We start from the raw sequence: 13,493 nt of genomic DNA on the forward strand, positions 1-13,493 counted from the left end.
GTGCGGTGGGCTGCCTTTGGTTCATGTTGAACAGTTGCCGCTTTGCGGAACCGTCAGCTCTCTGTTGATTTGAGGGTGATCTCTTTGATGACTGGCTGCGTTGTCTTGTTCTTGTTGGGCATGGCCCCGCCTTGCACGATCAGGTAACCGGCCATGGATAGGGCGAGCCCCAAGGCCGCCATGCCGTTCCAGCGCCTGTCGCTTCGGTTGCGCATCCCTTGCTGCATGGATCCAACCTCACCATGCCATGGGGCAATCACGCTTCAACCAGGAGTGATCAGGCCTTTTGTAAGAGGGTCTTCTTGGAACGGCCACACCCGGGGCAGTTCCGCTGCCGCCAGACCCCGCTGCTGGCGAATCAGCGCCCACAACCGGCAAAACCAGAAGCGCGCCGCCTGGCTGGAGGGGCCTCGGTAGCGGGCCACGAGCCCTTGTCCCAGGGGCCCGCAGGCCATCGAGCCCACCAGATCGCTGCGGGCAGCGCGGGCTTGATCGAGCAGGAGCTGCAGCGTTTCGGTGGCCAGGTGCTGCGGTGCTGCCCACACCAGTGAGCCAAACACCGGCTCGTTCGCCATGCCGTGCTCAGCCGTCAGAGCGTCACCGGCGAGCTCCAGACGATCCACCAGCTCCCAGCGGGCAGGGCTGGTGGCTGTGGCCAGCCGTTGGATTTCGATGCTCGAACGCCAGCAGCCGTTCTGCAGTTGTTCTTCTGCTGCGGTGCGTCCGAGTCGCACCACCTCCATGGCCAAAAAGCTGGCGCCGGCGGCCAGCTCCACCCGCATCTCCTGCTGATACAGGGCATCGGCGTAGAGCACCAGCTCCTGGGGCAGCCATTCCAGATCACTGCCGGCGGCTAAGTGGAAGCGCAGCTGCTGCTGTGCCCAACAGCCCTGGGGGTGGCGGCGCGAGCGGCGCACTGTTCCATACACCTTCTGGGCGGCCACGCTGGTGATCAAGGCGCGGCTGGCTGGCTCCAGCTCTGCCGTGAGCTGCAGCTGATCGCCCCCCACAAGCCCGCCTGCGGTGTGGAGTAGCGGCAGTTCGCAGTGGCCGCTGGCCTGGGCGAAGCTGCGCATCAGTTTCAGTGGCGCGCTCGCTCCCCCTTGATGGTGGGTGATCCCATCGCGCTGCTGAAAGCGCAACGTTGCCGCGCCGTGCCAGCCCTCGGCTGCGTTGGGGTTGGCAGGGGTGGCACTCATCGCCGCATGTTCCTGGCCAGCGCCACCGTGCATGGGTAGCGATGATCACAGAGTGCCACCCGAGCACCCTTCAGGGTGCTCGGGCCCCAGGAGCCGAGATGCCCCAGCAAGCCGTGATTCAGCTGGTGAAGCGTCTGCCCGAGCAGGCGCCGCTGCCCGCCGATGGCGGCCTACTGCAGATGCCCCTGGCGGCAGACGCGCGCACCAGCCTGCGCGGCCACCGGCGTTCCGCTTGTGGGCGAGATTTGTTGTTGCAGCTCCCCCGCGGCGCTGCTCTTCAACCCGGCGAGCGCTTGCTCAGCCAGGACGGTGCCCTGCAGGTTCTGGTGGAAGCGGCTCCTGAACCGGTGATGCAGGTGCGCAGCGGCGATCCACTGGCGTTGCTTCAGGCGGTGTATCACCTTGGCAATCGGCATGTGGCGATGGAGCTGCATGCCGATCGCTTGCTGCTGCTGCAAGACCCGGTGTTGGCCGAGCTGTTGCACCAGCGGGGGCTCGCGGTGGAGTTGCTCGAGTTGCCGTTCCAGCCGGAAGCCGGGGCGTATGAGGGGCTGGGCCATCACCACCACCAGCACGGCCACAGCCACCCGTGAGCCAAGCCGATGCTGCCCGCCTGAAGCTGTTCCAGCTGGTGAGCCCGGCCCTGCCGGTGGGCGCGTTCAGCTATTCCGAGGGGCTAGAGGTGCTCGTGCAACAGGGCCTGCTTGCTGGCCCGCAGGATCTCGAGCCTTGGCTCTGCGCCGAGCTGCAGCGTGGGGCGGTGGCGATGGAGGCTGCAGCCTTGGGCACGCTGTTCAGTGCGCTTCGCGGCGGTGATCGGGCCGCGGTCCTGGAGCTCGATGGCTGGCTGCTGGCCCAGCGAGAAGCGGTGGAGGTGAGGGCGCAGCAACGCCAGATGGGGCAGTCGCTGCTGTTGCTCTTGGCCGATCTGGGCTGGCCGCTTCCCGGCGGCGCGCCCCTGGCCTGGCCTGCGGCCTTCGCCTGGGCCGCGCTTTGTCTGGAGCTCGGCTCCCCCGACCTCGAGGAGGCCTATCTCTACAGCTGGGTGGCCAATCAGATCAGTGCGGCGGTGCGGCTGGTGCCGTTGGGACCCACCCAGGGGCAGCGCCTTCAGCTCGCCTTAGCCCCCCTAATCGCTGAGCAGGCTGCTGAGCTGTCGTCCTCTGATCCAAGACAGCTCTGGAATGGAGGCATCGGAGCGGGCCTGGCACAGCTGCAGCACGCCGAGCTCTACTCCCGGTTGTTTCGCAGCTAACGGTGCCGCAGGATCAAAGCCAGTGTGCTGATCAGGAGCTGCAGGGATGACGGCCAGTCGTCTGCGGGTTGGAGTGGCAGGGCCGGTGGGATCCGGCAAAACAGCTCTGGTGGAGGCCCTGTGCCGGCGGCTGCGCGATCGCCTGCAGCTGGCGGTGGTCACCAACGACATCTATACCCAGGAAGACGCTCAGTTTCTGACCCGCGCCGGGGCCCTTGAGCCAGGCCGTATCCGCGGGGTGGAAACCGGGGGATGCCCCCATACCGCCATCCGTGAAGACTGCTCGATCAATCGCGCGGCGGTGGCTGAGCTGGAGGCGGCCTATCCGGGCCTGGATCTGGTGCTGGTGGAGAGCGGCGGCGACAACCTGGCCGCCAGCTTCAGCCCGGAGCTCGTGGATCTGTGCATTTATGTGATTGATGTGGCGGCGGGCGACAAGATCCCCCGCAAGGGAGGGCCCGGCATTACGCGCTCCGATCTGCTGGTGATCAACAAGATCGATCTGGCCCCGATGGTGGGTGCCAGCCTGGAGGTGATGGAGCGTGACAGCGAGCGGATGCGGCCGGGGCGGCCTTGGTGCTTCACCAACCTCCAATCCGGTGAAGGGCTGGAGCGGGTGGAAGCGTTTTTGTTGCAGCAATTGCCGCATTGATGGCTGCTTCCGTAGCAGCCGACACAGCGGAAACGATCGCTTTGTATAGCTAAGAGCCCTTGCGGGGCAGCGAGTCTCGCGGGTTGGAGAAACTGTTCGAATGGATACCAAGGTGCTGCTGCTCGCGCCGATACGTTCCGCAGACCGCTGATCGGCGGCAGCCCTTTTGTGACTTTCCTTTCATGATGTCCCCTTCGATGCGGAAGACTTCGCTGCGTCTGCTGGGTGGTGCCACGGCCCTCGCCACCTCCATCACCCTGGTGGCCTGTGGTGGCGGTGAACAGGCCGGTGGTGATTTCGACGGCGAAGTGAAGGTGGGCATCCTTCACAGCCGCTCCGGCACCATGGCCATCTCCGAAAACACGGTGGCCGAAGCCGAGTTGATGGCCATCGATGAGATCAATGCCCAGGGTGGCGTGACCATCGACGGCAAGAAGCTGAAGATCGTGCCCGTTGAGGAAGACGGTGCTTCCGATTGGCCCACCTTCGCGGAGAAGGCCACCAAGCTGATCGATCAGGACAAGGTGGCCGTTGTGTTCGGCGGCTGGACCTCAGCCAGCCGTAAGGCGATGCTGCCGGTGTTCGAGGCCAAGGATCACTTCCTCTTCTACCCGATTCAGTACGAAGGGCAGGAGTGCTCCAAGAACATCTTCTATAGCGGTGCTGCCCCCAACCAGCAGGCTGAGCCTGCTGTGGATTGGCTGCTGCAGAACAAGGGCAAGGAATTCTTCCTGGTGGGCTCGGATTACGTGTATCCACGTACCGCCAACACCATCATGAAGGAGCAGCTCAAGGCCAATGGTGCCAAGGTGGTGGGTGAGGACTACCTGCCTCTGGGTAACACCGAAGTGGCTCCAATCATCGCCAAGATCAAGCAGGCGATGCCCAAGGGTGGTGTGATCGTGAACACCCTCAACGGCGACAGCAACGTGGCCTTCTTCAAGCAGATGAAGGCTGCCGGCATCACCCCGGCGAATGGCTACTCGATCATGAGCTTCTCGATCGCTGAGGAGGAGATCGCGGCCATTGGACCTGAGTATCTCGAGGGCACCTACGCCGCCTGGAACTTCTTCCAGAGCCTCGATACCCCTGCCTCGAAGGAGTTCACCAAGAACTTCAAGGCCAAGTACGGCGAAAACCGGGTCACCAGTGACCCTGCTGAAGCCGCTTACATGATGGTGTATCTGTGGGCTGCCGCTGCCGAGAAGGCCAACAGCGTTGACGACAACAAGGTGCGCGAAGCGCTCGTCGGCGTGAGCTTCGATGCTCCCGAGGGCACGGTGACTGTGATGCCCAACCACCACGTTGAGAAGCGGGTGCTGATCGGTGAGGTGCAGAAGGATGGCATGTTCAAGATCCTTGAGGACAAGGGCTTTGTGAAGCCTGTGGCCTGGAACCAGTACGTGCCTGAAACCAAGGGCTACACCTGCGATTGGACGCAGGATCGTCCTGACGCCGGCAAGTACAAGATGTGATTGAAAGGGCGTCGCCTGCCGGCTCCGCCTTTCCACATCGATTGAGGGATGGGGGGAGAGCAATCTCCCCCTTTTTTCTTCCTCCGCTCCCAATTTTTTCTTTTGCCTGATCCCTGCAGGTTGCGATGGATCTTCTTTACGACACGCTCTTCAACGGCCTAGCCATCGGCTCGGTTCTGGTGCTGGCAGCACTGGGCCTGGCGGTGGTGTTTGGCTTGATGGGTGTCATCAACATGGCCCATGGCGAGTTGATGATGCTGGGTGCCTACACCACGTTTGTGGTGCAGAACATCTTCAAAGCGGTGCTGCCGGATGCACTGTTTCCCATCTACATCCTGGTGGCCCTGCCCTGCGCCTTTTTGGTGAGTGGCCTGGCGGGTTTACTGCTGGAAAAAACAGTGATTCGCCGTCTGTATGGCCGGCCCCTGGAAACGCTGCTCGCCACCTGGGGCGTGAGCCTGATCCTGCAGCAATTCGTGCGTTCGGTGTCCAGCGCCTTCGCCATCGGCCTGGTGGTGGCGGTGGTGGCCGGCCTGCTGATCCCCCGCTTCACGCCGAAACGCTGGTGGCAGCAACGCTGGACTCCATTGCTTGGCACAGGCAGCTGGGTGCTCACCGCCGCGGTTGGCATCGCCCTGGCTTCTCTGTTGGGCGGACAACGCGTGTTGGATCAGCCCTGGTTCAGCGCCCGCAATATCGATGTCACCGCTCCAGTGTGGCTGCGTGGCTCGATCGATGTGGGAGCGGTGAATATGCCTGCTGCCCGTTTGTTCATCATCGCCCTCACCGTGGTGGCGCTGCTGTTGGTGAATTGGTTCTTGCAGAAAAGTGTCTGGGGTATGCGCATACGCGCTGTGACCCAGAACCGCACGATGAGCGATTGCCTGGGAATCCCCACCGAGAAAGTTGATGCGCTCACGTTCCTGATCGGTTCAGGCTTGGCGGGTGTGGCGGGCGTTGCCGTCACCCTGTTGGGCTCGGTGGGCCCCAACCTCGGCGGCAACTACATCGTGGATTGCTTCATGGTGGTGGTACTCGGTGGTGTGGGCAAGCTGGCCGGCACCGTTCTCGCCGCCTTGGGTATTGGCGTGCTCAGTTATGTGGTGGGTTCTGGCTCACTGCTGCTCGTGTGGCCGGCGATGCCAGAAGGCCTTAATGCGGTGATCACCTTTTTCGCCACCACTTCGATGGCGAAGGTGTTGGTGTTCGCCTTGATCGTGGTGTTTCTGCAGATCAGGCCGGCTGGCCTATTCCCGCAGAAAGGTCGGATGGTGGAGGCTTAATCAATGGCGGACCTGTTGTCGTCTCGCGCGCTGCGTCGTTGGCTGCCCTGGCTGTTGATCGTCGTGGCAGCCCTGGTATTGCCGGTGTTGCTACCCCCCTTCCGCCTCAATCTGCTGGGCCGTTTTCTCTCGCTGGGCATCGTGGCCCTCGGTGTGGATCTGATCTGGGGATTCACCGGCTTGCTCAGCCTGGGGCAGGGCATCTTCTTCGCCTTGGGCGGTTACGCCTTGGCGATGTATCTGACACTTCATGAGCTCAAGCCCGGTGAACTGCCGGAGTTTTTCTCCCTCTACGGGGTGAAGAGTTTGCCGGCGTTCTGGCAGCCCTTTGGCTCACCGCTGTTCACCTTGTTGGCGATCTGGGTGATTCCAGCCTTTGTGGCGGGTGCCCTGGGTTATCTCGTGTTTCGCAACCGCATCAAGGGGGTCTACTTCTCGATCCTCACCCAGGCTGCTTTGCTGGTGTTCTTCAACTTCTTCAATGGCCAGCAGAAGTTGATCAATGGCACCAATGGTTTGAAAACCTCGACGGCTCGCCTCTTCGGTGAGCTCATTGGCAGCGATGCCATGCAGCGCAATTTCTTCTGGCTCACGGTGGTGTTTGCTGTGGCTGCGTTTTTGCTTTGCCGCTGGCTCACCCGTGGTCGCTTTGGTGATGCCCTCATTGCGATCCGCGACGATGAACCGCGTCTGCGCTTCACCGGCTACAACACCACCGCATACAAAACCGTGGTCTTTGCGGTGGCTGGTGCTCTGGCGGGCATCAGCGGTGCGCTTTACACCGTGCAATCGGGCATCGTCTCGCCCCAGTTCATGGCCGTTCCTTTTTCGATTGAAATGGTGATCTGGGTGGCCGTCGGTGGCCGCGGCACCCTGATTGGTGCGGTGCTCGGTGCGGTGCTGATCAATTACGCCAAGAGCCTGGTGAGTGAAGCTCTGCCGGAAACCTGGTTGTTCATCCAGGGAGGTCTATTCCTCTTGGTGGTGTTGGCCCTGCCCGATGGCTTAGTGGGTTGGTTGCGCCAAGGCGGCCCCTCCCGGTTGATCGCCATGGTGGGTTGGCCACCCCGCAGTACCACCTATCCAGCCCTGGAGCTTGATTCGCAGGTGCTGGCTGAGCAGGAGCAACTGGAGCGTCGCCAAGGAGGCCAGCGCTGATGACCACCACCCATGCCATGAATCTGCTCGAACTGCAGGGCGTGACGGTGAGCTTCGATGGCTTCCTCGCCCTCAACGATCTCAACCTGCAGCTCGCTCCCGGTGAGCTCCGGGCGGTGATCGGTCCCAATGGCGCTGGTAAAACCACCTTCCTCGATGTGATCACCGGCAAGGTGAAACCCTCCCGGGGTGATGTTGTCTTCCGCGGCCGCTCGATTGTGGGCCGCAGTGAACACCACATCTCCAGGCTGGGGATTGGGCGAAAGTTCCAAACCCCCCGCGTGTATCAGAACCTCTCGCCCCGTCGCAATCTTGAGCTGGCGGTGCGCGGGCCCCACAACCCCATCGAGTTGTTGTTCGGTGCGCTCAGCTCCGAGCAGCGTGACCGTGTGCAGCACCTGCTATCGGTTGTGGGGCTGGAGCGGCAGGCTCACCAGTCCGCCGGTGGCCTTTCCCACGGCCAGAAGCAATGGCTCGAGATCGCCATGTTGGTGGCCCAGGATCCTGAACTGCTGCTGGTGGATGAACCGGTGGCTGGCCTCACCGATGAGGAAACCGAACGCACGGCCGATCTGCTCAAACAGTTGGCCGGTGATCACACCGTGTTGGTGATTGAGCACGACATGGAGTTCATCCGTGATCTGCAGGCACCGGTCACGGTGTTGCATGAGGGGCATGTGCTTTGTGAAGGCTCAATGGATCAAGTGCAGAACGATCCACGTGTGATCGAGGTGTATCTCGGTAGCGAAAATCCGGAGGACAAGGCATGACTCTGCTCGATATTCGTGGCTTGAATGTGTACTACGGAGAGAGTCATATCCTGCGGGATGTTGACCTGAGCGTGGCCCCCGGTGAGATGGTGTGCCTGATTGGGCGCAACGGTGTAGGAAAAACCACCCTGCTCAAAACGGTGATCGGTCTACTGCGCCAGCGCAGTGGTGATCTCTGCCTTCAAGACCGGCCGCTCACGGCGTTACCGCCCCATCGGCGGGCTCGGGTTGGGGTTGGCTATGTGCCCCAGGGCCGGGAGATCATTCCCCAGCTCACCGTGCGGGAAAACCTGCTGCTTGGGCTCGAGGCCCTTCCTGGCGGGATGGCCAAGAACCGCCACATCGATCCGTTGGTGTTTGAGCTGTTCCCGATCCTGGAGACATTCCTCGCCCGCCGCGGCGGCGATCTCTCCGGAGGCCAGCAGCAACAACTGGCCATCGCCCGAGCGCTCTTGGGTAAGCCCAAGTTGCTCCTGCTCGATGAGCCCACCGAAGGGATTCAACCTTCGGTGGTGCTCGATATCGAGCGTGCGGTGCGCCGGATCATCGAAGCCACCGGGATCAGTGTGTTGCTGGTGGAGCAGCACCTGCACTTTGTGCGCCAGGCGGATCGCTACTACGCGATGCAGCGGGGCGGCATCGTGGCCAGCGGTCCCACCAGCGAATTGAGCAAAGACGTGGTGGATCGCTTCCTCACGGTGTGAGCTCCACGGCCACCTGGGCCTCCTCTGAGGTTCTGGGTAGCCGCGAGCGCACCGCCAGCGGAAAGATCAGCAGTGCGAACAGGGCCGTCAGCACCAGCTGGCCGCCCTCGCCGCCCGGCAGTACACCGGTTCGGCCGCTCAGCTCAGCGATCAGCAGCAGCCCACCCAGATACAGAAACCACCAGCTACCCGCAGCGGCGTCAAGTTGGTGTCCGCGCCGTTGTTGCACAAGCCCGAACAGCAAAGAGGGCAGCACCACCAATGCCACAGCACCCTCCAGAGCGCTGTGGCCACACCAGAGCACGGCCCAACTGGCTGCCACGAAACTGGCGGGGCAGAGCACCCGGGCCCAGGGCAGCCGAAACGCCCGAGGGGCTTGGGGGCGTTGCTGCCGCAGGGCTATCAGGCTCACCGGTCCCACGGCCAACGCGATCACCAGGGTGGCGGTGAGGAAACTCACCACCCGCTGCCAGCTGGGGCCTGCCAACAGCATCACCACCCCGATCGCGAGACTCCAGAGCAGCGCTACCACCGGCACAGCCTGGCGATTGAGGCGGCCCATCGAACCCGGCAGCAGTCCGAGGCGACCCATCATCCAGGCCACCCGCGCGGAGACGCCCATGTAGGTCATCGCAGTGGCACCAGGAGAGATCACGGCATCGCTAAGCAGCAGGGCTACCACCCAGCCCATGCCCAGTCCCATGGCGATCGCCACCAGGGGGCCGCCGTGCTCGCTGAGTTGTAGGCCACTCCAGCCCTGGCCGAGGGCCTGGGGCGGCACGGCCACCAGAAAGCTCAGCTGCAGCAGCAGATAGATGGCGAGGGAGATGCCCAGCCCCAGGCCCATGGCCAGTGGCACGTTGCGTTGCGGCTGGCGGGCCTCGCCTGCCAGATCCATGGCGGTGCGGAATCCCAGCAGGCTGAAGAGAATCCCACCGCTGCCAATGGCGCTCACCACCCCGCTGAGGTTGGCTCCCGCCACGGAGCGATCCAGGCTGAGATTGCTCCAATGGCCCGCTGCCACCATCAGGCTCAGCGACACCAGCAGTGGCACCACCAATTTCCAGCTGGTGAGTCCATCGATCCAGCGGGCGAGCGAGCTCACCCCGGCCAGATTGATCCAGGCCATCAACACCAACAGCACCGCCGCCACGCCGATGCCGGCCGCGCTGAGCACCTGCCCTTGGCCGCCATCGGCGGTGAGCCAGGGCATGGTGCTGGCCACGTATTCCACCATCGCCAACACCTCGATCGTTGGCAGGGTGAGGTAGGCGATCCAGGCGCACCATCCGCCGATGAAGCCCGCCCAGCGGCCGTGGCTGAGCAAAGGAATTTGCGCCAGTGCACCGGAGCTGGGCACCAACGAGCCGAGTTCGGCGAACACCAAAGCCAAGCCGAACGCCATCACCCCTCCCGCCAGCCAGGCCAGCAGGCTGGCGGGCCCGGCAAAGCGCGCTGCATAGAGCGGTGCGAACAGCCAACCCGAACCGATGGTGCTGGTCACCACCGCCAGGGTGAGGCTGCGCAACCCCAGGCTGCGGCGCAGGACTTCCGGTGCCGCTTGTGATGGATTGACGGCCGACAACAATCAAGGAGCATCTGACCCCACTGTGTGAGATCAGATGCACAATCAGGGTTGATGTTCACCAATTCTGCTGATGCAAGCGTCCATGCGCCTTCTGTTGCATTCGGCCGTGGCCTGCGCTGGTGGCTGCCTGCTCACGGCCGCCGTTCCAGCGTCTGCCCAAACCTGTCAGTTCCTGGCCCCTGTGGGCGGCAATGGAGTCACAGACATCATCACCAAGACGATCAGCCCGGGTAATCCGCTGCCTTTCAGTCGGCCCAACTGGAACACAGACTTCTTCGTGACCCAGCCCTACAGCTCCTACAAGTTGTTCTTCACCGCCAACTCCTCGGTGAGCGCCACTTATCCAATCCAGGCTTATCTCAAATTCACTGATGGTTCTAACCTTCAGGTGATCAATGATTCCTATGCCCCTCAGACGGGAACGGGGCGTCAGTGGAATGTGCAGGCGGTGCCCGGTAAAACCGTGAGCCAGGTGAACTTCAAGATCGGTGCCAGTGGCGATCAGGCTGCCACCGGCTTCACCTATCGCATTTCGGCGCAGGGTTGCAATTGAGGCGCCAATCGCTCACAGCAGGCTTCGCCACAGCGCTTCGGCGTCGGGGTGAAGCCCAAGTGGGCGGCCATTCACAGCGCTGAGGGGCCGGCAGCCCAGGCTGTTGATCAGCAACCACTGGTCGCCCGATTCGGGCTCGGCCTGCAGCGCAGCCTCCTCGGCGATGCCCAGCTCGAGTAGCCGTGCGCGCATCACTCCCGGCAGGCAGCCACTGCTCAGCGGCGGGGTGAGCCAACGCCCCTGCCGCTGGATCAGCAGGTTGGCTGCGGTGGCGCAACAGAGCTCGCCAGTGCTGCTCAGCAGTAGCGCGTCATCGGCGCCCGCCTGCCGCGCCTCAAGGCGGGCCTGAATCGCTTGCCCGTAGGCGAAGGTTTTGTAACGGCTCAGGCGGCTAGCGCTGTTGCGTCGTTCATGGCTGCTCACGATCGCCGTCTGGGCTGTGAACAGCGGGATGTGGGGGCTGAGCTGCAGCCAGAAGCGGTGAGGTGTAGGTGCATTCGGCAGGTCAAGGCCTCGCCCCTGGCCATCGCCGCGGCTCCAGTTCAGGCGCAAGGCGCCACTGCCGGCTGCCAGGCCGGCCCGGTTGATGGCCTCGTTGATCAGCGGTTGCAGCGCATCGATGTCCGGTGGTGCCGCCATGGCGAGGAGCATTGCGCTGCGCTGCCAGCGCTCGAGATGGGCCTCCAGCAGTTGGGGTTGGCCGTCGAGCACCAGCACAGTTTCAAACAGGCCATCGGCCAGCAGCAGCCCCCGATCGCTGAGTGGCAGGGTCAGCTGCTGCGGCTCACCCCAGCAGCCATCCATCCAGGCCACGGCTCGGCTGTTCATGCCAGGGCCTCGAGCAGTGGGTTGAGTTTCCAGCCCAATTCACTGGCCTCCTCCCTGGGGTCGGAGTCGGCCACGATGCCGCAACCCGCATGGCAGCGCAGTTGTTGCCCTCGCAGGAGCAGGCTGCGGATGAGGATGTTGCTGTCGAAGCTGCCGTCAAAGTCGCGCCGAAGCAGGGAACCGCAGTAGGGGCCCCGCGCCACCGGTTCCAGTTCCGCGAGCCTCTGGCAGGCCCGTAGCTTCGGGGCACCACTGATCGAGCCGCCCGGCCAGCAGGCCCGCAAGAGATCGGCCCAGGTGCGACCCGGTTGCAGCTGTCCGCTCACCACCGAGGTGAGGTGATGCACCTGGGGATAGCTCTCCAGCCCCACGAGCTGGGGCACGTGGATGGAGCCCGGCACGCACACCCGGCCCAGATCGTTGCGGAGCAGATCCACGATCATCACGTTTTCGGCGCGGTCTTTGGCGCTGCACACCAACTCCGCCGCCTGATCCGCGTCGCGGTCAGCATCGCGATGACGCGGCCGGGTGCCCTTGATCGGCCGGGTTTCCACAAGCCCTGTGGCGCTCACCTGCAGGAAGCGTTCGGGCGAGGCGGAGATCACCGCCTCGCTGCTGGCCCCTTCGCCTGCCACCACCAAGCCGGCGAAGGGGGCGGGGCAGCGTTGCCGTAGCCGCTCAAACAACGCCAACGCTGCAGCGCCACCGGCCTGGCTGGGTTCGGGCAGTGCTGCGCTGCAGCAGGCGGTGAGGTTCGCTTGAAACAGATCACCGCCGGCGATCAGCGCACGGATCCGCTCCACCCCGCTGGCGAAGCTGGCCGGATCACTGTGCCCATACCAGCTCTCAACGGGCAGCACCGGAGGCTGGAGGGGGTTGACCTCCCCTGGCTCAGGCAGACCCGCCAGCCAACGGGCCATCGCCTCCAGCCGCTCTGGATCCTGCCCCTCAAGCCAGAGCCGTTGCTCCAGAAGGTCGAAACGCAGCACCGGGTCATGGCGAGCCAGCCAAAGGGTGGCCATGGTGTCGGGCTTCCAGGGGTTGCCTGGCTCCACCCAGGCCCCCGCCTCATAGCTGAGCCAGCCGCACCAATGGCCTGGACCCAGCTGGGAGAGCACCGCAAAAGGATCGGTTGCGCCCGGCTCCCCCGGCAGGCCGCGGCAGCAGTGCTGTTCCAGCGGATCGGCCGCCAGGGTGGCCCAGCGACCGAGGGGCGTGCCGTCGCCGTCGAGCCAGATCAGGCCTTCATGCCCCCAATGGGCGGCCAGGAGGGGAGCCAGGCTGGTAGGAGAGCGCCAGGCCAGCGGCAGGCGCGTGCAGGCGGGCATCACCGGCTGGCCAGATCGGGCCTGCCGGCTTCGATCAGCGCGGCATCGCGGATGCGGCAGCTATCGCACACACCGCAGGGTTGATCGCCACCGCTGTAGCAGCTCCAGGTTTCTGCGATCGGCACCCCCAGCCGCAGCGCTTCTTGCACGATGCGCGTTTTGCTCCACGCAACGAGGGGTGACCACAGCTGGCTGCCATGGCCTTCCCGGCCGGCTTTGCTGGCCAGATCAGCCAGTTGCTGGAAGGCCGCGAGGTAGTCGGGCCGGCAGTCCGGGTAGCCGGAATAGTCCACCGCGTTGACGCCGAGCACCAGCCGCTCGGCGCCGCGCGCCTCCGCCAGGCTCAGGCCGATAGCAATGAACACGGTGTTGCGGCCGGGCACATAAGTGCTCGGAATCACATCGCGCTGCACCCCATCACTGGGCATCGCGATGCGGCTGTCGGTGAGGGCGGAGCCGCCCCAGGCCGCGAGGTTCACATGGATGGTGTGGTGCTCTGCCAGGCCGAGCTGTTCGGCCACGCGGGCTGCTGCCTCCAGCTCACGGCGATGGCGCTGGCCGTAATCAAACGACAGGCCGATCACGCGCTGGCCTTGCTCCAGGGCCAGAGCTGCGGCGGTGGCGGAATCGAGTCCGCCGGAGAGCAGGGCGATGGCGGTGGGCAAGAGCTGCGAATCGATCGCCATCACCATGATGCCGA

Annotated in this window: 15 protein-coding genes; 9 read left to right on the forward strand and 6 right to left on the reverse strand. The window is 64.0% G+C overall.

Translation table 11 applies throughout. From position 1 onward, the window contains the following. Positions 1–53: 53 nt before the first annotated feature. Both KJJ24_RS12310 and KJJ24_RS12315 read right to left on the reverse strand, forming a co-directional pair. A complete protein-coding gene (locus KJJ24_RS12310; RefSeq protein ID WP_214339120.1) occupies positions 54–227 on the reverse strand; it encodes a hypothetical protein in 174 nt (57 codons plus the stop codon). 36 nt (positions 228–263) lie between these two features. Then, positions 264–1,199, reverse strand: coding sequence for an urease accessory protein UreD (locus KJJ24_RS12315; RefSeq protein WP_214339122.1), 936 nt, complete (start codon positions 1,197–1,199; stop codon positions 264–266). Positions 1,200–1,297: 98 nt separating this feature from the next. Here KJJ24_RS12315 and ureE point away from each other — a divergent pair, with 98 nt between their 5' ends. From ureE to urtE, 8 genes are all read left to right on the forward strand, one after another. Further along, entirely contained in the window at positions 1,298–1,792 is a 495-nt protein-coding gene (gene ureE, locus KJJ24_RS12320) for an urease accessory protein UreE (protein WP_214339124.1), read from the forward strand. Further along, entirely contained in the window at positions 1,789–2,454 is a 666-nt protein-coding gene (locus KJJ24_RS12325) for an urease accessory protein UreF (RefSeq protein ID WP_250544777.1), read from the forward strand. Before ureE ends, KJJ24_RS12325 begins: the two co-directional genes overlap by 4 nt. A 46-nt stretch (positions 2,455–2,500) precedes the next feature. Next, positions 2,501–3,106: an urease accessory protein UreG gene (ureG, locus tag KJJ24_RS12330; protein ID WP_214339125.1), complete on the forward strand. Its 606-nt coding sequence runs from the start codon at positions 2,501–2,503 to the stop codon at positions 3,104–3,106. 197 nt (positions 3,107–3,303) lie between these two features. Further along, positions 3,304–4,581, forward strand: a complete 1,278-nt coding sequence (gene urtA, locus KJJ24_RS12335; RefSeq protein ID WP_250544779.1) for an urea ABC transporter substrate-binding protein — start codon at positions 3,304–3,306, stop codon at positions 4,579–4,581. Positions 4,582–4,706: 125 nt separating this feature from the next. Further along, on the forward strand, positions 4,707–5,864 hold the full coding sequence (gene urtB, locus KJJ24_RS12340) for an urea ABC transporter permease subunit UrtB (protein ID WP_214339127.1): 1,158 nt from the start codon (positions 4,707–4,709) through the stop codon (positions 5,862–5,864). Between the two features lie 3 nt (positions 5,865–5,867). Next, entirely contained in the window at positions 5,868–7,022 is a 1,155-nt protein-coding gene (urtC, locus tag KJJ24_RS12345) for an urea ABC transporter permease subunit UrtC (protein WP_214339128.1), read from the forward strand. After that, positions 7,022–7,792 (forward strand): urea ABC transporter ATP-binding protein UrtD, encoded by a 771-nt coding sequence (urtD, locus tag KJJ24_RS12350; RefSeq protein ID WP_250544780.1) that lies wholly within the window; start codon positions 7,022–7,024, stop codon positions 7,790–7,792. Before urtC ends, urtD begins: the two co-directional genes overlap by 1 nt. Beyond that, entirely contained in the window at positions 7,789–8,496 is a 708-nt protein-coding gene (gene urtE / locus KJJ24_RS12355; RefSeq protein ID WP_214339130.1) for an urea ABC transporter ATP-binding subunit UrtE, read from the forward strand. The genes urtD and urtE overlap by 4 nt, the downstream gene beginning before the upstream one ends. Here urtE and KJJ24_RS12360 read toward each other — a convergent pair. Beyond that, the gene (locus tag KJJ24_RS12360) at positions 8,486–10,084 is read right to left on the reverse strand and encodes an APC family permease (protein WP_250544781.1); all 1,599 of its coding nucleotides are present in this window, start codon (positions 10,082–10,084) and stop codon (positions 8,486–8,488) included. The two genes, urtE and KJJ24_RS12360, sit on opposite strands and share 11 nt — an antisense overlap. A gap of 70 nt (positions 10,085–10,154) precedes the next feature. On the opposite strand from KJJ24_RS12360, the gene KJJ24_RS12365 reads away from it, so the two are divergent. Continuing rightward, positions 10,155–10,637, forward strand: coding sequence for a hypothetical protein (locus KJJ24_RS12365; protein WP_214339132.1), 483 nt, complete (start codon positions 10,155–10,157; stop codon positions 10,635–10,637). Between the two features lie 12 nt (positions 10,638–10,649). On the opposite strand, the gene KJJ24_RS12370 is transcribed toward KJJ24_RS12365, so the two are convergent. Genes KJJ24_RS12370 through queC form a run of 3 tightly spaced genes read right to left on the reverse strand, consistent with a single transcriptional unit; the run spans position 10,650 to position 13,479 of the window. Beyond that, positions 10,650–11,465, reverse strand: coding sequence for an aminotransferase class IV (locus KJJ24_RS12370; RefSeq protein WP_214339135.1), 816 nt, complete (start codon positions 11,463–11,465; stop codon positions 10,650–10,652). Further along, on the reverse strand, positions 11,462–12,793 hold the full coding sequence (locus tag KJJ24_RS12375) for an anthranilate synthase component I family protein (protein ID WP_214339137.1): 1,332 nt from the start codon (positions 12,791–12,793) through the stop codon (positions 11,462–11,464). Before KJJ24_RS12375 ends, KJJ24_RS12370 begins: the two co-directional genes overlap by 4 nt. Further along, positions 12,793–13,479, reverse strand: a complete 687-nt coding sequence (gene queC, locus KJJ24_RS12380; RefSeq protein ID WP_214339140.1) for a 7-cyano-7-deazaguanine synthase QueC — start codon at positions 13,477–13,479, stop codon at positions 12,793–12,795. The genes KJJ24_RS12375 and queC overlap by 1 nt, the downstream gene beginning before the upstream one ends. Between the last annotated feature and the right edge of the window lie 14 nt (positions 13,480–13,493).

Origin of the sequence: Synechococcus sp. LA31 (genome assembly GCF_018502385.1) — a bacterium.
Classification (GTDB): domain Bacteria; phylum Cyanobacteriota; class Cyanobacteriia; order PCC-6307; family Cyanobiaceae; genus Vulcanococcus.